The 21007-nt window shown below is 73.3% G+C and carries 17 protein-coding genes; 10 read left to right on the forward strand and 7 right to left on the reverse strand.

Annotated features, from left to right (window positions below; translation table 11 throughout):
• From AB0D48_RS07290 to AB0D48_RS07305, 4 genes are read right to left on the reverse strand one after another with little or no spacing between them, the layout of a single operon-like run.
• Positions 1 to 903, reverse strand: a complete 903-nt coding sequence (locus AB0D48_RS07290; protein ID WP_362391761.1) for a LysR family transcriptional regulator — start codon at positions 901 to 903, stop codon at positions 1 to 3.
• Between the two features lie 10 nt (positions 904 to 913).
• Positions 914 to 1831 carry an EamA family transporter gene (locus AB0D48_RS07295; protein WP_362391763.1) on the reverse strand — a complete coding sequence of 306 codons (918 nt, stop codon included), beginning with the start codon at positions 1829 to 1831 and terminating at the stop codon, positions 914 to 916.
• 51 nt (positions 1832 to 1882) lie between these two features.
• Positions 1883 to 2824 carry an EamA family transporter gene (locus tag AB0D48_RS07300; RefSeq protein WP_362391765.1) on the reverse strand — a complete coding sequence of 314 codons (942 nt, stop codon included), beginning with the start codon at positions 2822 to 2824 and terminating at the stop codon, positions 1883 to 1885.
• 53 nt (positions 2825 to 2877) lie between these two features.
• Complete coding sequence (locus AB0D48_RS07305; RefSeq protein WP_362391767.1) at positions 2878 to 4152, reverse strand: MFS transporter; 1275 nt, start codon at positions 4150 to 4152, stop codon at positions 2878 to 2880.
• Between the two features lie 117 nt (positions 4153 to 4269).
• On the opposite strand from AB0D48_RS07305, the gene AB0D48_RS07310 reads away from it, so the two are divergent.
• Positions 4270 to 4770 carry a MarR family transcriptional regulator gene (locus AB0D48_RS07310; RefSeq protein WP_362391769.1) on the forward strand — a complete coding sequence of 167 codons (501 nt, stop codon included), beginning with the start codon at positions 4270 to 4272 and terminating at the stop codon, positions 4768 to 4770.
• A 174-nt stretch (positions 4771 to 4944) separates the two neighbouring features.
• On the opposite strand, the gene AB0D48_RS07315 is transcribed toward AB0D48_RS07310, so the two are convergent.
• Both AB0D48_RS07315 and AB0D48_RS07320 read right to left on the reverse strand, forming a co-directional pair.
• Entirely contained in the window at positions 4945 to 5184 is a 240-nt protein-coding gene (locus AB0D48_RS07315) for a hypothetical protein (RefSeq protein WP_362391771.1), read from the reverse strand.
• A gap of 56 nt (positions 5185 to 5240) precedes the next feature.
• Entirely contained in the window at positions 5241 to 7265 is a 2025-nt protein-coding gene (locus AB0D48_RS07320) for a 4-alpha-glucanotransferase (RefSeq protein WP_362391773.1), read from the reverse strand.
• 216 nt (positions 7266 to 7481) lie between these two features.
• Here AB0D48_RS07320 and AB0D48_RS07325 point away from each other — a divergent pair, with 216 nt between their 5' ends.
• Complete coding sequence (locus AB0D48_RS07325; protein WP_362391775.1) at positions 7482 to 10481, forward strand: beta-N-acetylglucosaminidase domain-containing protein; 3000 nt, start codon at positions 7482 to 7484, stop codon at positions 10479 to 10481.
• A 136-nt stretch (positions 10482 to 10617) separates the two neighbouring features.
• On the opposite strand, the gene AB0D48_RS07330 is transcribed toward AB0D48_RS07325, so the two are convergent.
• On the reverse strand, positions 10618 to 11154 hold the full coding sequence (locus tag AB0D48_RS07330; RefSeq protein WP_362391777.1) for an HNH endonuclease: 537 nt from the start codon (positions 11152 to 11154) through the stop codon (positions 10618 to 10620).
• Positions 11155 to 11424: 270 nt separating this feature from the next.
• Here AB0D48_RS07330 and AB0D48_RS07335 point away from each other — a divergent pair, with 270 nt between their 5' ends.
• The 8 genes from AB0D48_RS07335 (at position 11425) to AB0D48_RS07370 (ending at position 20950) form a co-directional block, all read left to right on the forward strand.
• Entirely contained in the window at positions 11425 to 12501 is a 1077-nt protein-coding gene (locus AB0D48_RS07335; protein WP_362391779.1) for a mechanosensitive ion channel family protein, read from the forward strand.
• A gap of 121 nt (positions 12502 to 12622) precedes the next feature.
• Positions 12623 to 13840 carry an ROK family transcriptional regulator gene (locus tag AB0D48_RS07340; RefSeq protein ID WP_362391781.1) on the forward strand — a complete coding sequence of 406 codons (1218 nt, stop codon included), beginning with the start codon at positions 12623 to 12625 and terminating at the stop codon, positions 13838 to 13840.
• A 127-nt stretch (positions 13841 to 13967) separates the two neighbouring features.
• On the forward strand, positions 13968 to 15302 hold the full coding sequence (locus tag AB0D48_RS07345; RefSeq protein WP_362391783.1) for an ABC transporter substrate-binding protein: 1335 nt from the start codon (positions 13968 to 13970) through the stop codon (positions 15300 to 15302).
• A 6-nt stretch (positions 15303 to 15308) separates the two neighbouring features.
• Positions 15309 to 16259 carry a sugar ABC transporter permease gene (locus AB0D48_RS07350; protein WP_362391785.1) on the forward strand — a complete coding sequence of 317 codons (951 nt, stop codon included), beginning with the start codon at positions 15309 to 15311 and terminating at the stop codon, positions 16257 to 16259.
• Positions 16256 to 17107, forward strand: a complete 852-nt coding sequence (locus AB0D48_RS07355; protein WP_362391787.1) for a carbohydrate ABC transporter permease — start codon at positions 16256 to 16258, stop codon at positions 17105 to 17107. Before AB0D48_RS07350 ends, AB0D48_RS07355 begins: the two co-directional genes overlap by 4 nt.
• 5 nt (positions 17108 to 17112) lie before the next feature.
• Complete coding sequence (locus AB0D48_RS07360; protein WP_362391789.1) at positions 17113 to 18378, forward strand: 6-phospho-beta-glucosidase; 1266 nt, start codon at positions 17113 to 17115, stop codon at positions 18376 to 18378.
• Entirely contained in the window at positions 18369 to 19358 is a 990-nt protein-coding gene (locus AB0D48_RS07365; RefSeq protein ID WP_362391791.1) for a BadF/BadG/BcrA/BcrD ATPase family protein, read from the forward strand. The genes AB0D48_RS07360 and AB0D48_RS07365 overlap by 10 nt, the downstream gene beginning before the upstream one ends.
• 251 nt (positions 19359 to 19609) lie before the next feature.
• On the forward strand, positions 19610 to 20950 hold the full coding sequence (locus tag AB0D48_RS07370; protein WP_362392277.1) for a hypothetical protein: 1341 nt from the start codon (positions 19610 to 19612) through the stop codon (positions 20948 to 20950).
• The last annotated feature ends 57 nt before the right edge of the window (positions 20951 to 21007 follow it).

Consider the following 21007-nt stretch of genomic DNA (forward strand, 5'->3'; position numbering starts at 1 on the left):
CTAACCCCGTCCGGCGGCGACGGCCCGCAGGGCCGTCAGGACGTGCGCCACCGCGGGCGCGGCCTCGCCGCCACGGCGGACCGCCGCGATGACGTGCCGCGTGGGCCGGTCATGGGTCAGGACCCGGACCGTGACCCCCGAGGCCCGGCTCGACACCATCCTCGGGACCAGGGCCACGCCCATCCCGGCTTCCACCATCGCCAGGATCGCGGTCCACCCGGACGCCGCGTGCGCCTGCTCCGGCACGAACCCCGCCGCTTCGCACGCCGTTCGCGCGATCTCCTGCCACGGCCCGCTGCCCCCGTAGATCCACGGGTCCCCCGACAGGTCCGCCAGCCGCAGTACCGGAACGGCCGCCAGCGGATGGCCCGGCGGCAGGGCCACGTCGAGCGGGTCCTCCAGCAACGTCATCCGGGTGAACCGCGGGTCCCGCGCGGTCGGGGCATGGGCCGCCAGCGACAGCGCCACGTCCACCGCCCCCGCGGAGAGCAGCTCGTACGACTCCGCCGCCTCGGTTTCCCGTACCCGGACCTCCACCTGGGGGTGGCTGCGCCGCAGCGCCGCCACCGCCGGTACCACCAGTACCGGCACGGCCGTGGAGAAGGCCCCGATCCGCACCTCCCCCGCGTCCCCGGCGAGGTACCCGGCCAGCTCCGCGTCGGCCCGCTCCAGCTGGGCGAACACGGCCTCCACGTGCCGCAGTACGAGGTGTGCGGCGTCGGTGAGCCGGACCCTGCGGCCCTGGGCCTCCAGCAGCACCACCCCCAGCTGCCGGGCGAGATTCGTCAGCTGCTGCGAAACGGCCGAGGGCGTCATGTGCAGCGCCTCGGCCGTCGCGGTCACGGTCCCCCGTTCGGCGAGGGTCCGCAGGATCCGCAGCTTCTTGATGTCCCACTCGGTCATGGAGCCGAACCTACCGCCGGGCACCCAGCCCCACCCCGCCGAGGATGAGCGCCATGCAGAGCAGTTGCGCCGGGCCGGTCGCCTCGCCGATGAGCAGGAAGCCGAGTACCGCCACGCACACCGGCTGGAGGTAGTAGACGACTCCGGCGCGGGCCGCGCCGATGACCGAGACCGCCTTGTTCCAGGCGAAGAAGGCGACGGCCGAGGAGAACACCCCGACGTACAGCAGCGGTCCGGCCGTCCCGGCGGTGATCTCGAACCCGCCCTGGACGGAGACGGAGACGGCGTAGGCCGGTGCCAGCATCAGCGCGCCGAGTACGAAGGTGGTGATCAGGAAGGCCAGGCCGCCCAGTTCGGCGGGCTTGCGCTTGAGCAGTGCGCTGTACGTGGCGAAGGAGAGGGCCGCGCCGAACATCCACAGGTCCCCGGCGCCGAAGTCGAAGCCGATCGAGCCGTCGCCGACCAGCAGCAGCACCCCGAAGGCGGCGAGCAGCAGTCCGAAGGTACGCCGGGCGCCGAGCCGTTCACCGCCGATACGGGCGTACACCGCCATGATGACCGGCGAAGCGGCCATGATCATGCCCATGTTGGAGGCGGATGTGGTCAGTCCGGCCTGGTGCACGAGGGTGTTGTAGAGGGTGACGCCGAACAGGGTGGCGAGGGCGATGAAGCCGAAGTGCTTGCGGATCAGGGCCCGCTGTTGCCAGGCCTGACGGGCGGCGAAGGGGGCGACCGCGAGGGTGGCGATGATCCAGCGCCAGAAGACGGCCTGGACGGGGGGAACGCTGTCGGCCATCCCCCGGGTGGCGACGAAGCTGCCGGACCAGACGACCGTCGCGAGCAGGGCGAGGAGCACGCCGAGCCCGGCGGCCCCCGGCTTCCCCGGGGCTGCGGGCTCGCCTTGCGAAACGGTACGGACGCGGTCCATGACGGCCACTGTGTGTCTCCCCCTCGGGGTCGGGTCTGTCTGTCGTGGGACCTACCGTCGCACCCGCCCACCACTCAGGTCCATCGAAATGTTTCGATCGATCTGTTCAGTTGAACTGAAAGGTTGCGCCTTGGTGGCGGTACGGGCGGCAGCGAGCTGACCTGCGACGGTGGCTCCGAAGGCGATGGCCATGCCCACCAGCTGGACGGGGGTCAGTGCCTGCCCGAGGGCGGCCCAGCCGATGACGGCGGCGGTGAGCGGGGAGAGCGGGCCGAGCAGGGTGACCGAGGTGGCGGTGAGCTGCCCGATGCCGCGGAACCAGAGCCAGTACGCGATCCCGGTGTTGACCAGCATCATGTAGCCGTAGCCGAGGAAGGCGTTGCCGTCGAGCGCGGGCGGCGCCCCTTCGACGAGGGCGGCGACCGGGATGATGACCAGCCCGCCCGCGGTGAGCTGCCAGCCGGTCATCGCCAGCGGGCCGACGCCCTCGGGGCGGCCCCAGCGCTTGGTCATCACGGTGCCCGCGCCCATGGAGGCGGAGGAGATCACGCCGGCGACGATGCCGACGAGATCGAGCTTCGCCTCGGCGGTGAGGACGACCATGCTCACGCCGAACGCCCCCACGACGGCGGCGAGTACGGTCCGCAGGCTCGTCCGCTCCCCGAGGACGAGGGCGGCGAGTCCGATGACGAACAGAGGGCCGACGGCGCCGAGCACGGCCGCGACCCCGCCGGGCAGCCGGTACGCGGAGAGGAACAGCAGCGGGAAGAAGGCGCCGATGTTGAGCGTGCCGAGGACGGCGGACTTCCACCACCACTGGCCCTTGGGCAGGGTGCGGGCGAGGGCGGTCAGCAGCAGCCCCGCGGGCAGGGCCCGCATCACCCCGGTGAACAGCGGCCTGTCGGGCGGGAGCAGCTCGGTGGCCACGAAGTAGGTCGAGCCCCAGGAGACGGGGGCGAGGGCGGTCAGGGCGACGGTGGCGAAACGCTTCATGACGGACGGCTCCTCTATCGGGAGGCGGGAGGGCGGGACGGGGCGGAGGCGGCTCAGGCCGCGGCGGGCACCGGCGGCCGCGGGGCGGCGGAGGCCGGCGGTTCGGCGTACACGGCCTGCGCGGGCAGGTGCCGCTCCAGGCGGAGCAGCGCGACGGCGGCGCCGAGCGCGGTGAACGTCAGGACGGCCCAGGGCAGGCGGCCGTCGACGGTGAGCAACGCGGTGAAGAGGGAGGGGGCCAGCGCGGTGGCCAGCGAGTAGGACAGCTGATAGGTGGCCAGGTAGCGGCCGCGGACGGCCTCGGGGGCCGCAGAGACCGACAGGGCGCCGCCGGAGGGGCTGTGCACCAGTTCGCCGAGGGTGTAGACGACGACGATGACCAGCAGGGCGACGAGTGTGGCGGTCTGTCCGGGGCGGAGCGTCCCGAGCACGATCTGCCCGACGAAAGCGGCGGCGAAGAGCAGTGCGCCGAGGGCCGCGGAGTGGGTGCGGCGGGCGCCGGAGCGGCGGACCCGGCCCGCGATCAGGACGCCGACGCCCGCGCACAGGGCGGTGTTGACGGTGAAGGCGGCTCCGGTGAGGGAGTCGGGGGCCATCAGCCAGGTGGAGAGGTAGAGCGGGAAGAGCACGGAGAGGGCGGAGTACCCCAGCGCGGTGAGGAAGTTGGCAGCGGTGAGACCGAGGAAGGGCCGGTCCCGCAGGACCATCCGGTAGCCGGCGGGCGCCCGCCCGGTGGAGCCGGCCGTAGCCTCGCGGACCGGGCGGACCCGGCTGACGAGCAGTCCGGCGACGGCGAAGGCGAGCGAGTTGGCCCAGGCGGTGTACGTGAATCCGCCCGTGCCCCACAGCGCCAGCACCCCGGACACGAGGAGGGCGCCCGCGCCCATACCTGCGTTCTGCAGGGCCCGGGTGGAGGCCTGGAGCCGGTCGTGGGCGGCGCCGTGCGCGACCTCCCCGATCAGGGACTGCTGGACGACGGAGAAGGACCGGTCGGCGAGGGCGGTGACGAGGGCGACCGCGGCGAAGGCGGGCAGGGAGCCCGCGAAGGGGTAGAGGGCGAAGCCGAGCGCCCGTATCCCGTAGAGCACCAGGTTGACCTGCTTGGCGCCGAACCGGTCGACGGCCGAGCCCGCGAGCGGCATGAACGCCAGCCCGGCCACCCCGGTGACGGTCATGACCAGGCCGACCAGGGTGAAGGACAGCCCCGTGACGTGGTGGAAGAAGACCAGCGAGAACGGGACGTACATGCCGATCCCGACCGCACTGATCCCGATGCCGAGGAGCAGGGACCGCTCCCCCGCCACGCGTACCTCGCCGACTGCCTTCATGGTGTCCCCCCTGTGAGTCGCCACCCGAATCACTTGCTCGAAAGTAGCTTAGCTCTAAGCTACTTTCCGTCAAGCTACTTTCTTGCGAACGACCGAGTGGAATCGGATACTCCAGCCATGAAGGACGAGAAGGACGAGAAGGACGCCGTCGACGCGATCACTGCCCAGTGGTACGCGGTACGCCCCGACCTGGAAACGGCCCCCATGGCCGTCTTCGGCCGCATCTACCGGATCGCCAGAGCCATGGGCGACGCGATGGAGCAGGCCTACGCCCGCTTCGGCATCTCGCGCGGGGAGTTCGACGTCGTGGCCACGCTGCGCCGCTCCGGCGCCCCGTACACGCTCTCACCGCGCCAGCTGTCGGCCACGCTCATGCTCACCACGGGCGGCATGACCGGGCGTCTGGACAAGCTGGAGAAGGCCGGGCTGATCTGCCGCAAGCCCGATCCCCACGACCGGCGCGGGCTCCAGGTCACGATCACCGACCAGGGCCTCGCGCTCATCGACGAGGCCGTCACCGCCGGTCTGGAAGTGCAGCGCGCCGCGCTCACCGGCCTCAGCGACGAGGAGGTCAAGGTGCTCACCGGCCTGCTCCGCAAGCTGATGGCCGGGGTCTGAAGGCACAGCGGGAACACCCGGCGGGACACGGCGGGACACGGCCGGACACCGCCGTACACGGTGAGAAGACACAACAAGGCGCCGAGGGTCGCCACACGACCGCATCACCTCGGTCGTGCGGACCCCCGGCGCCCGGGAAGTCCTGTCGGTGCCGGCCCGGCGGGCCGGACCGGGTCAGCCTTCTTGCTGCTGCTTGCGCGACTTGTCGCCGACCATCACGAGACCCGCGATGATCAGGAACAGCACGATCGGCGCAGCCACGTACAGGCCGAGCGTCTCTCCGATGCTCAGGCCCGTGCCCGGGTCGTCGCCGTCGTCGCGGGTCACCGCAAGGGCGGGAGACGTCATCAGCAGCATCATCAGCGTCGTTCCGGCCGTGACGGCGCCGGCGCGCAGAGCGTTCTTCTTGTCCACGGTGCAAACGTAGCGAACACCCGAACGGGCCGCGCGCCCGGGGGTGCCGTACGGGGTCACCCCCTCCGTCCCCCGTCCTCGGCGAGCCCCTTGCGCACCGCGCTCAGCAGGGCGTTCGCGCGCGGCGAGGCGGTCAGCTCCTCCAAGGCCAGCGGACGCCCCGCGGCATCGGCGACCGGCAGCCGCCAGTTGGGGTACTGGTCCCAGGTGCCCGGCAGGTTCTGCGGCCGCCGGTCCCCCACCGCGTCCGGCAGCCACACGCCGACCAGCCTCGCGGGCGTGCGCAGCAGGAAGGCGTACAGGGCCCGTACGGCGGCCTCCTCGCCCTTGACGTCCAGGCCGAGGCGGTCCAGTACGGCCAGCCACTCGGCGGTGTCGGCGGCGTCCTCGGCCCGTTCCAGGTCGGCGGGGCGGGTCAGCAGACCGAGCCGGTCGCGCAGTTCCACGTGGCCGCCGGCGAGCTTGGCGGCCGTGGGCGGAAGATCGTGGGTGGTGACGGTGGCCAGGCAGTCGGCCCGCCAGTCCTGCGGGGGGAGGGGGTTCCGGCCGCCCGACCAGTCCCGCTCGAACCAGAGAACCGAGGTGCCGAGCACCCCGCGCCGGGCCAGCGCCCGGCGCACCCGCGGCTCCACCGTGCCCAGGTCCTCGCCGATGACCAGGGCTCCGGCGCGGTGCGCCTCCAGCACCAGCACCGCCAGCATGGCCTCGCCGTCGTAGCCGACGTACGTGCCCTCGGCGGGCGGGCTCCCCTCCGGGATCCACCACAGCCGGAACAGGCCCATGACGTGGTCGATCCGCAGGGCGCCCGCGTACCGGAACACCCCGCGCAACAGGGCCCGGAAGGGGGCGAAACCGGTGGCCGCCAGCCTGTCGGGGCGCCACGGGGGCAGCCCCCAGTCCTGACCGCGCGCGTTGAAGGCGTCCGGCGGCGCCCCGACGGAGATGCCCCGGGCGTGGAAGGGGCCGGTACGGGCGTCCGAGCCGTCGGGATGCACCCCGACGGCCAGGTCGTGCACGATGCCGACGGCCATGCCGGCCTCACGGGCGGCCCGCTGGGCGGCGGCGAGCTGAGTGACCGTCAGCCACACCAGCCAGCGGTGGAAGTCGAGACGTCTGCCGGGGTCCTCGCCGGCTGCCGTCGCGCACCAGGCGGCGTGCCGGTCCAGCGGCGGGCCCTGCCCGGCGCGGAACTCCCCGTAGGCCGCCTCCCGTTCGGGTGTGCGCGGGACGGCGTACAGCAGCTCCAGGGCGGCCCGCTTGAGCGCCCAGACGGCGTCCCGGTCGATCAGCGCGCCCTTCTCCAGCACCTCGCGGCGCAGCTCCCCGCCCCGGGCGGCGAGTTCGGCGAGGGCCTCGCGGTCGGGGCAGCGGGCGTACTCGGGCACGTCCTCGACGCGCAGGTGGACCGGATCCGGGAAACGGCGGGAGGAGGGCCGGTACGGGGACGGATCGGTGGGGGCGCCCGGCACGGCCGCGTGAAGCGGATTGACCTGGATGAAGCCGGCGCCGTGGGTGTGCCCGGCCCACCGCGCGAGGTCGGCGAGGTCGCCCAGGTCGCCCATGCCCCAGGAGCGTTCCGAGAGGAGGGAGTAGAGCTGGACGAGCAGCCCGTGGGCACGCGCGGGCGCGGCGGGGGCCCGGTCAGGGGCCGCGATCAGGGTGGCTTCTGCGGTGCGGCCGTCGGGCAGGGCGACGGTGATCCGGTGGACGCCCAGGGGCAGTCCGTCGGGCAGCGGCCCGCCGGGGCCGGTCTCCCACGCGACGGCCTCGCCGGGCGCCTCGTCCGGTACCGCCTCGGGTTCCAGCCGGATCCGGGTCCCGGGCGGCAGGGCGGCCAGCGCGGAGGGCGGCGGTTCGCCCGCCCAGTGCACCAGCACGGGCGGCAGCAGCCGCGCCGCGGCCTCCTGTTCGGCGGCAGCCAGGGACGCCCGGACGTCCTCGGGGGTGTCGGTGACCACGCCCAGCACGCCGAGCACGGTGGCGACCGTCGCCCGCGGCACCTGGACGGTGACGTCCGCGGCGGGCTGGTAGGCGGTGGCGATGCCGTGCAGGGCCGCGAGCCGGGCCAGGTCGTCGTCCATCTACGAGCACTCCTTCGTGCATGAGGGTGAGTCAGAAGCGTGGTGCAGAAGGGTGGGACACCGCCGGGGAAACACCGCAGCTCTACCCACTCGGGGGCATCGCATTCCTGGCGTATCCCGGTCAGATCACCCACCAGGATTGACACTCCGACCGCACGGGTGGTGGGCTCGGGCTCATTCGTACGAGCGGGGGACGTCTCGGGACGAGGAGGCTCTGTGCAGCTCAGGGGCAGGAAGCGGTCGACGGCCGCCGCCGTCGCGGTGCTCGGCACGCTGCTGGGCGGAGCCGTGGCGTCCGCGCCTCCAGGGACCCTGTCGGCGCCGTCCGGACCGTCCGGACCGTCCGCCACGGGCGGCCCGGCCAAGGATCCGTCACCCGTCGCCGCCGCCGGGCCCGTCCTCGACCCCGGAGCCGACACCCCGCGCACCGCGGCCGAGGGCCCGGCCGTGTGGCCCCGGCCGCAGTCGATGGCCGCCGACCCGGCGCGCGAGGTGCCGCTGGGCGCGGAGGCCGTGCTGGTGGCCCCGCCCGGCGCCGATCCGTACGCGGTCCAGGTGGTCCGTGACGCCCTGCGCGCGGCGGGCGTACGGACCCTGCACGAGCGGGCCCCCGGGGCGCCGCTGCCCGAGCGGGGCACCGTCATACGGCTCCAGGGCCCGGACGCGGAGCAGGCGCTGCGGGCGCTGGGCGCGACCGAGGCACGCGATCTGCCGGACGGGGGCTACCGGCTGGCCGTGGGACGGCCCGGCGGCCGCGACACGGTGGCACTGGCCGGCGTAGGGGAGGACGGGCTGTTCCACGCGGCGCAGACGCTGCGTCAGCTGCTCGCGGCGGGTGCCGGGAAGGCGCCCGGCGTGCTGGTGCGGGACTGGCCCACGGCGCCGGTACGGGGGATCGCCGAGGCCTTCTACGGGCAGCCCTGGTCGCAGGAACAGCGGCTGGCGCAGCTTGACTTCATGGGCCGCACCAAGCAGAACCGGCTGCTGCTCGCGCCCGGCGACGACGCGTACCGTACGACGGCCTGGCGCCAGGAGTACCCCGCGGAGCGGCGGGAGGAATTCCGGGCGCTGGCCGAACGGGCCCGCGCCAACCGGGTCGTCCTGGGCTGGGCGGTCACCCCGGGCCAGTCGATGTGCCTGTCCTCGGCGGCCGACCGGGCGGCGCTCGCGCGCAAGCTGGACGCGATGTGGGAGCTGGGCTTCCGGGCCTTCCAGGTGCAGTTCCAGGACATCAGCTACAGCGAGTGGAGCTGCGCGGCGGACCGGGAGCGGTTCGGGAAGGGCCCGGCGGCGGCCGCGAAGGCGCACGCGGAGGTCGCGGGCGAGCTTGCGGCGCACCTGGCCGCGCGGCATCCGGGGGCGGCCCCGCTGTCGCTGCTGCCGACGGAGTTCTACCAGGAGGGCGCCACCACCTACCGGACGGCCTTGTCCGGCGCGTTGGACCCGCGGGTGGAGGTCGCCTGGACGGGCGTGGGCGTGGTGCCGCGCACCATCACCGGCAGCGAGCTCGCAGGGGCGCGCTCGGCGCTGGGCCACCCGCTGGTCACCATGGACAACTACCCGGTGAACGACTGGGATCCGGACCGGATCTTCCTCGGACCGTACGCGGGCCGCGAGCCGGCGGTCGCGGGCGGCTCGGCGGCGCTGCTGACCAACGGGATGCCGCAGGGGACCCTGTCCCGCATCCCGGTCTTCACCGCGGCGGACTTCGCCTGGAATCCGCGCGGCTACCGGCCCGGGGAGTCCTGGGCGGCGGCGGTGCGCGAGCTGTCCGGCCCCGACCCGCGCACGCGCGAGGCGGTGGCGGCGCTGGCCGGGAACACGGCCTCGTCGGGTTTGAAGCAGCAGGAGTCCGCGTACCTGGGGCGGCTGGTAGAGCAGTTCTGGAAGGCGCGGGCCGCGGGCGACCCGGCGGCCGGGACCGAGCTGCGCAAGGCGTTCACGGTCCTGCGCGAGGCCCCCGGGCGGCTCCCGGGCCTCGCGGACGAGGCGGGACCCTGGCTGGAGCGGCTGTCGCGCTACGGGGCGGCGGGCGAGCTGGCGGTCGACGTCCTGCGGGCCCAGGCCCGCGGCGACGGGGCGGCCGCCTGGCAGGCCGCGCAGGCGCTGACGCGCGCCCGCCAGGCGCTGGCCGAGCCGGGCGCGGCCACGGTGGACAAGGCCGTCCTGGAGCCCTTCCTGGCGAAGGCGGCGGCGGAGGCGGACGCGTGGACCGGGGCCGGCCGGCAGACGGGCGAGGTGACGAAGGACGCGAACGCCTGGACGGTACGGCTGGACGCGCAGCATCCGCTGGCGGCGGTGACGGTGGCGACCGACCCGTTCCCGGCCGGCGTCCGGGGCGCGGCGGTGGAGGCCCACGTACCGGGCGAGGGCTGGCGCAAGGTGGGCGATGCCGCGGCGTCCGGCTGGACCCAGGTGGACACGGCGGGGCTGAGCGCCGACGCGGTACGGCTGTCCTGGGCCGGGACCGCGCCGGTCGTGCACCGCGTGGTGCCCTGGCTCGGGGACGGGCCGCGGGCCCGCTTCGAACTGGCGGACGGGGGCGCGGTCGACGCCGAGATCGGCGGCGCCGCGCGGCCGGTGGCGGCGGAGCTGACCGCGCTGGGCGCGGGCGAGGTCCGCGGGCCGCTGTCCGCGCGGCCGCCGCGGGGCATCGAGGTCCGGCTGCCGGAGAGCGCGGTGGCGCCGCGCGGCGGGCGGGTGTCGATCCCGTTCGAGGTCGCGGTCGCACGGGACGTGCCGCCGGGCACCTACCAGGTGCCGGTGGTCTTCGGCGGGGAGTCGCGCACCCTGACGGTACGGGCGGTGCTCCGCACCGGTGGCCCGGACCTGCTGCGCAGGGCGCGGGCGAGTTCGTCGGCGGACGAGACGCCCGCGTTCCCGGCCTCTGGGGCCGTGGACGGCTCCCCGGCCACGCGCTGGTCCTCGCCGGCGGTGGACGGCGCGTGGTGGCAGGCGGAGCTCCCGGCCCCGGCCCGGATCGGCCGCCTGGACCTCCACTGGCAGGACGCGCATCCCTCGTCCTACCGCGTGGAGACCTCGCCGGACGGCCACGCCTGGTATCCGGCCGCCACCGTGCGGGCGTCGGCCGGCGGCCGCGAATCGCTCCGCGTGGACGCCCCCGGAACCCGCTTCCTGCGCGTCACGTGCGAGCGCCGCGCGACGCGCTACGGCTGCTCCCTCTGGTCGGCGGAGGCCTACGCGGTCACCCCGTAGCCTGCGCCCGTCCCCCTCGCGGCCCCGCCGGCGTGGGAGGCGCGGAGTCCGGGCGGAGCCCCAGGAAGCCGGGCCGCGGCCGACCAGCGGGCGCAACCCCGCAGGGTCAGGCTGCGAAGGCCCCGGCAGGGGCCGGTCAGGACGCCGCGACGCCGATGCGCTCCAGCGCGTCCTGGGCGCCGTACGGCTGGAGGTACGGCATCCATCGCGGATCCCGGTGCCCCGTCCCGATGATGCGCCAGGCCAGGCCCGACGGAGGCGCCGGCTGGTGGCGCAGGCGCCAGCCGAGTTCCAGCAGGTGCCGGTCGGCCTTGACGTGGTTGCAGCGACGGCATGCGGCGACGACGTTGTCCCACGCGTGCTGGCCGCCCCGGCTGCGCGGGATGACGTGGTCGACGCTGGTGGCGACGGCACCGCAGTACATGCAGCGGCCCCCGTCCCGTGCGAACAGGGCGCGCCGGGTGAGCGGAACGGGCCCCCGGTAGGGGACCCGCACGAAGCGCTTGAGCCGGACCACGCTGGGCGCGGGGACGGCTCTGGTCGCGCTGTGCAGATAGGCGCCGGATTCCTCCAGGGAGACCGCTTTGTTCTCCAGGACGAGGACGAGCGCGCGGCGGAGCGGTACGACGCCGAGGGGCTCGTACGACGCATTGAGGACCAGGACGTGCGGCACGGACTGCCTCCTTGTACGCCGGCGGCGCGTGGCTCGCGCCGGGACGATCTGCTCTCCAGTCTCTCCTTACGGCTGGTCGAAGCGCCACCAAGAGCCCGTAACGGGTCCGAGGTGTTTTCAACCACACCCACGTCATCCCCACGTGAGTCCGGTCTCTCCCTCGAACAGCGACCCCCTCGGCAAATACGGAGAAGGGAATGCCCCGTTAGTGTGGTTGGTCTGCCCGCACAACCGTTCCGCGGGCGGACCGCTACACCTGGAGGTTCCGCCGTGCCCTGGCCTGCTGCCCTGCTGCCCCTGGCAACAGACACCCCGGACGCGTCCAAGACGCTCAAGGAGACGCACGAGAGCGTCACCGAGGCCGCTAGCTTCATCGAGGAGAACTGGGCCACCTGGCTGAGCATCGGCCTGCGCATCCTCCTGATCGTGGTGATCGCGGCGGCGCTGCGCTCGGTGGTCCGCAAGGCGCTGACCAAGCTGATCAACCGGATGAACACCAGCGCGGAGGCGGTCGAGGGCACCGCGCTCGGCGGGCTGCTGGTCAACGCCGAGCGGCGCCGCCAGCGTTCGGAGGCGATCGGTTCGGTACTCCGTTCGGTCGCCTCGTTCGTGATCCTCGGCACGGCCGCGCTGATGGTGCTCGCCGCGCTGAAGATCGATCTGGCCCCGCTGCTGGCGAGTGCCGGTGTGGCCGGTGTGGCGATCGGTTTCGGAGCCCGGAACCTGGTGACGGACTTCCTGTCCGGCGTGTTCATGATCATGGAGGACCAGTACGGCGTCGGCGACAAGATCGACGCCGGTGTGGCCTCGGGCGAGGTCATCGAGGTCGGCCTGCGCGTGACCAAGCTGCGCGGGGACAACGGCGAGATCTGGTACGTGCGCAACGGCGAGATCAAGCGGATCGGCAACCTCAGCCAGGGCTGGGCGACCGCGGGCGTGGCCGTCCAGGTCAAGCCGTCGGAGAGCCTTGCCCGGATCCGCGAGGTGGTCCAGCAGGTCGCCGACACCCTGGCGAAGGAGACCCCCTGGGACGAGCGCCTGTGGGGTCCGGTGGAGGTGCTGGGCCTGGACGAGGTGCTGCTCGCCTCGATGACGGTGAAGGTGTCGGCGAAGACGATGCCGGGCCAGCAGTTCGCGGTCGAGCGGGAGCTGCGCTGGCGGATCAAGGACGCCTTCGACGCGGCGGGCATCCGGATCATCGGCGGCGCGCCTGCCCCGGCGGAGGACGAAGAGGCTCCGGACCCGTCGGCGGTCGTCGCCGCGCCGTCCGCGCTGGCGAACCCGGCCTCCCCGCAGTCGCTGGCCACCACCCCGATCCCGCCGCAGGGCCCGCGCATCACCAAGTAACCGGGAAGACGCTCTTCGCCGCCCCGCAGGTCACTTCCTGCGGGGCGGCGGCATTGACACGGCCCGAACAGTGATAGGAAACTTACTTAACAGTTCACCTCGGTGAGGGAGAGAGCGCACCATGCCCGCCGCCACGCCCGGAACGCCCAGCCTCTTGCGCGCCATGAACGACCGGGCCGCACTGGAGCTGCTGCTGACGCACGGCCCCCTGTCCCGGACCAGGATCGGGCACCTGACCGGGCTGTCCAAGCCCACCGCCTCCCAGCTCCTGGCCCGCCTGGAAGCCGCCGGGCTCGTCGTGGCCACCGGCACCGACGGCGGCCGCCCCGGACCCAGCGCCCAGCTGTACGCGGTCAACCCCCGGGCCGCCCACGTTGGCGGCCTCGACGTCACTCCCGGCCGCGTGCTGGCGGCCGTCGCCGACCTGACCGGCACGGTGACCGGCACGCACGAGGTCCCCTACACCGAGGGCAAGGGCGCCGTCGAGCACGTCGTCGAAGCCCTCGGCGGAGCCGTCAAGGCTGCCGGGCTGCACCTCTCCGACCTGCACCGGGCGGTCATCGCCACCCCGGGCGCCTTCGACCCGCAGACCGGCCGGCTGCGCTACGCCAGCCACCTCCCCGGCTGGCACTCCCCCACCCTCCTCGACGAGCTGGCGGCCGCCCTGCCGATGCCGGTCGAGTACGAGAACGACGTCAACCTCGCCGCCGTCGCCGAGCAGCGCCTCGGCGCGGCGCGCGGCCACGAGGACTTCGTCCTGCTGTGGAACGAGGAGGGCCTCGGCGCCGCCCTGGTGCTCGGCGGCAGGCTGCACCGCGGCTGGACCGGCGGCGCGGGCGAGGTGGGCTTCCTGCCCGTGCCGGGCCACCCCCTGGTCCGGCAGGTCACCCGCGCCAACACCGGCGGCTACCAGGAGCTGGCCGGCGTACAGGTGGTTCCTGCTCTCGCCGCGGAACAGGGCGTCGAGGCCACACCGCTCGCCGCCTCCGAGGGCCCGCACAGCGCGGAGGTGGCCGCCGCCGTCGCACTGCTCGGGCAGGCCGCGGCCACGCCCGAAGGCGCGCACCTGCGCTTCCTCCAGTCGTACGCCACCCTGCTCGCCACCGGCCTCGCCTCGCTCGTCGCCGTGCTGGACCCGGAGATCGTCGTGCTCTCCGGAGCCGTGATCGCCGCCGGCGGGGAGCCGCTGCGCGGCCTCCTGGAGGCCGAGCTCGCCGAACTGGCCCCGTCCCGGCCCCGGCTGGTCTCCGGCGAGGTTCCCGAACGGCCGGTGCTGCGCGGTGCGCTGGAGAACGCGCTGGCCGCCACCCGCGCCGCGGTCTTCGACACCTCCCGCTGAACCGCCCGCCCGCCCCGCACCCCGGACACCCCCGGCGTCCTGGACACCCCGGAAACCACCCCCCACCTGCCCACACTCCGCACCGGCACCCCACAGGAAGTTCCTCCCTCAGAGAGCGAGCCCCGCCATGCCCAGAACCGGACGCCTGACCGCCACGGCCACCCTCCTCGCCGCGATATCCGTCTTCGCCACCGCCTGTACGGGCCAGAGCGGCGCCGAGGCCACCGACGACCCGGACAAGGAAGTCACCCTCAACTTCTGGCACGGCTGGTCCGCGCCGAGCGAGACCAAGGCGATCGAGGAGAACATCGCCCGGTTCGAGAAGGCGCACCCGAACATCAAGGTGCAGGTCACGGGCAACATGACCGACGAGAAGATCAACCAGGCGCTGCGCGCGGGCGGCGACAAGGCTCCCGACGCGGTCGCCTCCTTCACCACCGACAGCGTCGGCAAGTTCTGCAACTCCCGCGCCTTCGCCGACCTGAACCCCTTCCTCCGGAAGTCCGGGGTGGACAAGGAGAAGGTCTTCCCCAAGACCTTGCTGGAATACACCCAGTTCAAGGGCAACCAGTGCACGCTGCCGCTGCTGAACGACGCGTACGGCCTCGTCTACAACAAGACCGCCTTCGCTGCCGCAGGCATCACCGATCCCCCCAGGACGTGGAGCCAGTTCACCGAGGTCGCTCAGAAGCTGACCAAACCCAAGGGCGATTCGTACGAGCAGGTCGGCCTCATGCCCACCTACCACGGCTACGAGACCACCCCCATGCGGCTGGCCGCGCAGTGGAGCCCCGCCTACTTCGGCGCCGACGGCAAGTCCAGCCTGGCCGGGGACCCGGCCTTCGCGAAGATGCTGACCGCCCAGAAGGACCTGGTCGACAAGCTCGGCGGCTACGAGAAGCTGGAGCGGTTCCGCAACACCTTCGGTGACGAGTGGAGCGCCGAACACCCCTTCCACACCGGCCAAGTGGCCATGCAGATCGACGGCGAGTGGCGGGCCTCGATGGCGAAGGAGGCCGGTGTCCCCTTCGAGATCGGCACCGCGCCGCTGCCCGTCCCCGACGACCAGGCCGCCGACTACGGCAAGGGCTACCTCTCCGGCACGATCATGGGCATCGCCTCGGGCAGCAAGAAGCAGAACGCCGCCTGGGAGCTGGTGAAGTACATGACGACCGACACCGAGGCGGTGGTGGCCTTCGCCAACGCCATCCACAACGTGCCGTCCACGCTGGCGGCGCTGGAGTCCCCGGACCTCCAGGTGTCCCCGGAGTTCAAGACCTTCCTCGACATCGCCCGGCACCCCAAGTCCAGCACCACCCCGGCCCGGGCCGACGGCGGCACCTACCAGCTGACCTTCCAGGACTTCGCGTACGGGGTCGAGAAGGGCGAGGTCACCGACATCCCGGCCGGTCTCGCCAGGACCGACCGGCAGATCGACACGGACATCGCGAAGGCCGAGTAGCCCTCGATGCCCTCGACGACCACCCACACCCTGCGGACGAAGCACCGGCGGTCGGCCCTGCGGACCGCGGCCTTCATGTCCCCCTGGCTGATCGGGTTCGCGGTCTTCTTCGCCTACCCGCTGCTGTCCACCGTGTACTTCTCCTTCACCAAGTACGACGGCTTCCGGCAGCCCGCCCTCAACGGCCTGGACAACTGGGCCTATGTCTTCACGGACTACCCGCTGTTCTGGCCCGCGATGCGCAACACCCTGTGGCTCGTCGTGGTGATGGTCAGCTGCCGGGTCGTCTTCGGCCTCGGCACCGGCCTGCTCGTCACGAAGATCAAGACCGGTGCCGGCATCTTCCGGACCCTCTTCTACCTGCCCTACCTGGCCCCGCCGGTCGCCGCGACCCTCGCCTTCGTCTTCCTGCTCAACCCCGGCACCGGACCCGTCAACAGCCTGCTGGACGCGGTGGGGCTGCCCACCCCCGGCTGGTTCACCGACGCCGCCTGGTCCAAGCCCGCGCTGACCGCCCTCGCACTGTGGGGGGTGGGCGACCTGATGGTCATCTTCATGGCCGCGCTGCTCGACGTACCGAAGGAGCAGTACGAGGCCGCCGAGCTGGACGGGGCCGGGGCCTGGGCGCGGTTCCGGCACATCACCCTGCCGAACATCTCGCCGATCATCCTGTTCGCGGTGGTCACCGGGGTCATCCAGGCCATGCAGTACTACACCCAGCCGCTGGTGGCCGGGAAGGTGGCGGCCGGGGTGATCGGCGGCTCCGGCCAGCAGTTCGAGCCCGGCTACCCCGACAAGTCGACCCTGACCCTGCCCCAGCTCGTCTACAACCTCGGCTTCCAGCGCTTCGACTACGGCACCGCCTGCGTCGTGGCACTGGTCCTGTTCGCCCTCTCCATGGCCTTCACCGCGCTCCTGATGCGCCGCCGTGGCGGACTGATCGGAGGGTGTGAATGAGCACGGCCACGAGCACGCGCGGCGGCAAGCCCGTACTGCACTGGATCGCCGTGCACTCCCTGGGCGTGGCGGCCGCCCTGTTCTTCGTCCTCCCCTTCGTGTTCCTGCTGCTCACCTCCCTGATGGGCGACCGGCAGGCGCTGACCAGCGACCTGTGGCCGGACACCTGGGAGTGGGACAACTACGCCCAGGTGTGGAACACGCCGGGTTTCCTGACCTGGTGGCGCAACACGCTGTTGTACGCCGGGCTCGGCACCCTGTTGACCGTGGTGTCCTCCGTGCCCGTCGCGTACGCGCTCGCCAAGTTCCGCTTCCGCGGGCAGCGGCTCTCCCTGCTGCTGGTGATCGCGATGATGATGCTGCCGCCGCAGGTGGTGGTCATCCCCATGTACCTGTTCTGGGCAAAGCAGCTCGACCTGTCGGGCACCCTGTGGCCGCTGATCATCCCGATGGCGTTCGGCGACGCCTTCACCATCTTCCTGCTCCGCCAGTTCCTGCTGACCATCCCCGGCGAGTACCTGGACGCGGCCCGCGTGGACGGCTGCGGCGAGGTGCGCACCCTGCTGCGGGTCGTGCTGCCGATGGCGAAGCCCGGGATGGCCGCCGCCGCGCTGTTCCAGTTCTTCTGCGCCTGGAACGACTACTTCGGCCCGCAGGTCTACGCCTCCGACAACCCGGCCGCCTGGACCCTCAGTTACGGACTGGAGTCCTTCAAGGGGGCGCACCACACCAACTGGAACCTGACCATGGCCGCGACCGTACTGGTCATGGCGCCCGTGATCGTCCTCTTCTTCTTCGCCCAGAAGGCGTTCGTCGAGGGCGTCACCCTGACGGGAGTGAAAGGCTAGTGACGATGAAACTCGCAGTGGTGGGTGGCGGTTCCACCTACACCCCCGAGCTGATCGACGGCTTCGCACGGCTGCGCGACACCCTGCCGATCGGCGAACTGGTGCTGATCGACCCCGCGGCCGAGCGGCTGGAGCTGATCGGCGGCCTGGCCCGGCGGATCTTCGCCCGGCAGGGGCACCCGTGCCTGGTCACCACCACCTCCGACCTCGACGCGGGGGTCGAGGGCGCCGACGCCGTCCTGCTCCAGCTGCGCATCGGCGGGCAGGCCGCCCGGCTCCAGGACGAGACCTGGCCGCTGGAGTGCGGCTGCGTCGGGCAGGAGACCACCGGCGCGGGCGGCCTCGCCAAGGCGCTGCGCACCGTCCCGGTGGTCCTCGACATCGCCGAGCGGGTCCGGCGGGCCAGCCCCGACGCGTGGATCATCGACTTCACCAACCCGGTCGGCATCGTCACCCGGGCCCTGCTCCGGGCCGGGCACAAGGCGGTCGGCCTGTGCAACGTCGCCATCGGCTTCCAGCGGAAGTTCGCGGCCCTGCTGGACCTCGCGCCGGCCGACATCCACCTGGACCACGTGGGGCTCAACCACCTGACCTGGGAGCGGGGCGTGCGCCGCGGCGGCCCGGAGGGCGAGGACCTGCTGCCGCGGCTGCTCGCCGATCACGGCGACGCGATCGCCGGGGACATCCGGCTGCCGCGCGCGGTGCTGGACCGGCTGGGCGTCGTACCGTCGTACTACCTGCGGTACTTCTACGCCCACGACGAGGTCGTGCGGGAGCTCGCGACCAAGCCCTCGCGGGCCGCCGAGGTCGCCGCGATGGAGCGGGAGCTGCTCGCCCTGTACGCGGACCCCGCGCTCGACGAGAAGCCGGCGCTGCTGGCCCGGCGGGGCGGCGCCTTCTACTCGGAGGCGGCCGTGGACCTGGCGGCCTCGCTGCTGGGCGGCGGCGGACCGGCCGTCCAGGTGGTCAACACGCTCAACGAGGGGACGCTGCCGTTCCTCGCCGACGACGCCGTCATCGAGGTCCAGGCCCGCGTCGACGGCTCCGGTCCGGTGCCGCTGGCCGTGCCGCCGCTGGACCCGCTGTACGCCGGGCTGATCTCGCACGTGACGGCGTACGAGGACCTCGCGCTGGACGCGGCGCTGCGCGGGGGAAGCGAGCGCGTCTTCCGGGCGCTGCTGGCGCATCCGCTGATCGGTCAGTCCGAGCTCGCCGAGGGGCTGACGGACCGGCTGCTCGCGCACAACAAGGAGCACCTGCCGTGGGCGTGAAGCTCTGTTCCGTCCTGGCCGTCGACGCGGGCAACAGCAAGACCGACGTGTCACTCGTCGCCCCGGACGGCTCGGTGCTGTGCACCGGGCGGGCCGGGGGTTTCCAGCCCTTCCGTACGGGCGTTGCCGCGGCCGTCGACGTGATCGCGGAGGCGATGGCCTCCGTCGGCATGCACTCCGGGGGAGAGGCCGGGCCCTGCGCCGATCATGTGTCGGCCTGTCTGGCGAACGCGGATTTCCCGGTGGAGGAGCGGGAGCTGGCCCGCGAGATCGAGCGCCGGGGCTGGGGCCGCACGACGACGGTGCGCAACGACACCTTCGCCCTGCTGCGTGCCGGGCTGCCCCCGGGCGCCGCACCGCTCGGTGTGGCGGTGGTGTGCGGGGCCGGCATCAACTGCGTGGGGATGACGGCGGACGGGCGGACCGCCCGCTTCCCTTCGATCGGCCGGATCTCCGGCGACTGGGGTGGCGGGGGCGGACTGGCCGAGGAGGCCCTGTGGTTCGCCGCCCGCGCCGAGGACGGGCGGGGCGAGGCGACGGAACTGGCCCGGGCCCTGCCCGCGCACTTCGGCCTCGACTCGATGTACGCGCTGATCGAGGCCCTGCATCTGGGCCGCATCCCGGGCGGGCGGCGGCACGAGCTGGCTCCGGTGCTGTTCACGGTGGCGGCCGCCGGGGACCCGGTGGCGCTGTCCCTGGTGCACCGGCAGGCGGACGAGATCGCGACCATGGCGACGGTGGCACTGGGCCGCCTGGACCTGCTGGCCGAGGAGGTCCCCGTGGTGCTGGGGGGCAGCGTGCTCACGGCCCGGCATCCGCAGCTCAACGGGCGGATCGAGGAGCTCCTGGCCGAACGGGCCCCGCACGCCCGGGTCTCGGTGGTGACGGCCCCGCCGGTGCTGGGTGCCGCGCTGCTGGGCCTGGACGCGCTCGGCTCCCCGCCCTCGGCCGACGCGAAACTCCGTGCCCATTTCGGGTGAACCGGCCCCGGCGGGCGGCCCGTCTGGAACCGTGGAGGCCGTAGGGACGTATTCACGGTGAAGGGGTGGCGGGGGCGGCCGCTGGGGGCGGATCACCCGAGATCCAGCACCGGGTGCTGTGGCCGACCGTCGCTACGGCCATACTGCTGCGGAGCAGGGACAGGACCGAGGGGGAGGTCACGGTGGCCATCACATCACGCGCGCCCGCGCCGGGGGGCGGTCTCGCCGTGCCGCCCGCCGGGCCGCCGGCGATGCCGCCGGGTGCTCCGCCGGGGCGGGGTACCGCCTGGGCCGAGGGTGTGGAGCGGCTGCGCGCCGCGGCGACGACCGAGCCCGGCCGGCTGCGGATCATCGGCGCCGCGCTGGCCGCCCTGATCCTGCTGTTCGGCGCGGTCGCCCTCTGGGACATCTCCGGCCGGTCCGCCGCCGCCGACGACGTCGTGGGCCGCAGCCAGCCGCTGAGCGCGGACGCGGCGAGCATCTACCGCTCCCTCGCGGACGCCGACACCGCTTCCTCCTCCGGCTTCCTGCTGGGCGCCAGGGACGAGCGCGAGGTCCGCCAGCGGTACGAGAAGGACATAGCGAACGCCTCCAGGCTGCTGGTGAGCGCTTCCGCCAACGGCGGGGGCAGCGAGGACGCCCGCGCCCAGATCACCCTGCTGAGCGAGCAGCTGCCGCGCTACACCGGCCTGATCGAGCAGGCCCGGGCCGCCAACCGGCAGGGCCTGCCGCTGGGCGGCGCCTATCTCCGGTACGCCAACGAGCAGATGACCACGCAGCTGCTGCCGGCCGCGCAGCGGCTGTACGAGGCCGAGACGGGCCGGCTCTACACGGACTACGACGACGCCCGGTCCTGGCCGCTGGCCTCGCTCGCCGCGGGCCTGGTCGCACTCGCCGCCCTGGCGTGGGCGCAGCGGCGCAACTACCGGCGTACCCACAGGGTCTTCAACCACGGTCTGCTGGCGGCGACGGCCGCGTCCGTGGTGGTGCTGCTGTGGCTGGCCGTGGGGCACACGGTGGCGCGGTCCTCGCTGGGTGAGGCCCGCGCGCAGGGGCAGGAGTCCCTGAAGGTGCTCAACGACGCGCGGATCGCCTCCCTCCAGGCACGGGCGGGCGAGAACCTGACGCTGATCGCCCGGGGCGCCGTACTGGCCGAGGACAAGAAGTCCGACAAGTACGACGTGGACTTCACGACCAACATGAAGGAGCTGGACGCCGGGCTGGCGACCGCGCTGCGGCTGGCCGACGACGAGGCGGGCCGGGCGCCGGTGACCCGCGCCGCGGACGGCGTGAAGCAGTGGAAGCAGCGGCACGCGGCGGCCCGGGAGGCGGACTTGAAGGGGGACTACGAGGCCGCCCTGCCCCAGGTCGTCGGGGACAAGGACCACAAGGACAGCAGCGGGGCGGCCTTCGACATCGTGGACGCCTCCCTGGAACAGGCGGTGGCCCACGAGCAGCAGGAGTTCACCCGGGCGGCCGGGGACGGGCTCGGCGCTCTGGGCGGCCTGCTGACCGGCACGGCGGCCCTCGTGGCCGTCGGCGCGGCTGCGGCGCTGCTCGGTATCGGGCGCAGGCTTTCGGAGTACAGGTGAGAGCGATGCGGATACGGGCGATGCGGGCCTCCGAAGGTCACGGGAATGGCGGGAACG

Source organism: Streptomyces sp. NPDC048269 (genome assembly GCF_040652395.1).
Taxonomy (GTDB): Bacteria; Actinomycetota; Actinomycetes; order Streptomycetales; family Streptomycetaceae; genus Streptomyces.

Coding starts and splice junctions, on each gene's coding strand:
- AB0D48_RS07300 (WP_362391765.1), bottom strand. CDS start 2,824: ATGAAGCGTTTCGCCACCGTCGCCCTGACCGCCCTCGCCCCCGTCTCC.
- AB0D48_RS07305 (WP_362391767.1), bottom strand. CDS start 4,152: ATGAAGGCAGTCGGCGAGGTACGCGTGGCGGGGGAGCGGTCCCTGCTC.
- AB0D48_RS07310 (WP_362391769.1), top strand. CDS start 4,270: ATGAAGGACGAGAAGGACGAGAAGGACGCCGTCGACGCGATCACTGCC.
- AB0D48_RS07320 (WP_362391773.1), bottom strand. CDS start 7,265: ATGGACGACGACCTGGCCCGGCTCGCGGCCCTGCACGGCATCGCCACC.
- AB0D48_RS07350 (WP_362391785.1), top strand. CDS start 15,309: ATGCCCTCGACGACCACCCACACCCTGCGGACGAAGCACCGGCGGTCG.
- AB0D48_RS07370 (WP_362392277.1), top strand. CDS start 19,610: ATGCCGCCGGGTGCTCCGCCGGGGCGGGGTACCGCCTGGGCCGAGGGT.
- AB0D48_RS07355 (WP_362391787.1), top strand. CDS start 16,256: ATGAGCACGGCCACGAGCACGCGCGGCGGCAAGCCCGTACTGCACTGG.
- AB0D48_RS07290 (WP_362391761.1), bottom strand. CDS start 903: ATGACCGAGTGGGACATCAAGAAGCTGCGGATCCTGCGGACCCTCGCC.
- AB0D48_RS07360 (WP_362391789.1), top strand. CDS start 17,113: ATGAAACTCGCAGTGGTGGGTGGCGGTTCCACCTACACCCCCGAGCTG.
- AB0D48_RS07295 (WP_362391763.1), bottom strand. CDS start 1,831: ATGGACCGCGTCCGTACCGTTTCGCAAGGCGAGCCCGCAGCCCCGGGG.
- AB0D48_RS07345 (WP_362391783.1), top strand. CDS start 13,968: ATGCCCAGAACCGGACGCCTGACCGCCACGGCCACCCTCCTCGCCGCG.
- AB0D48_RS07340 (WP_362391781.1), top strand. CDS start 12,623: ATGCCCGCCGCCACGCCCGGAACGCCCAGCCTCTTGCGCGCCATGAAC.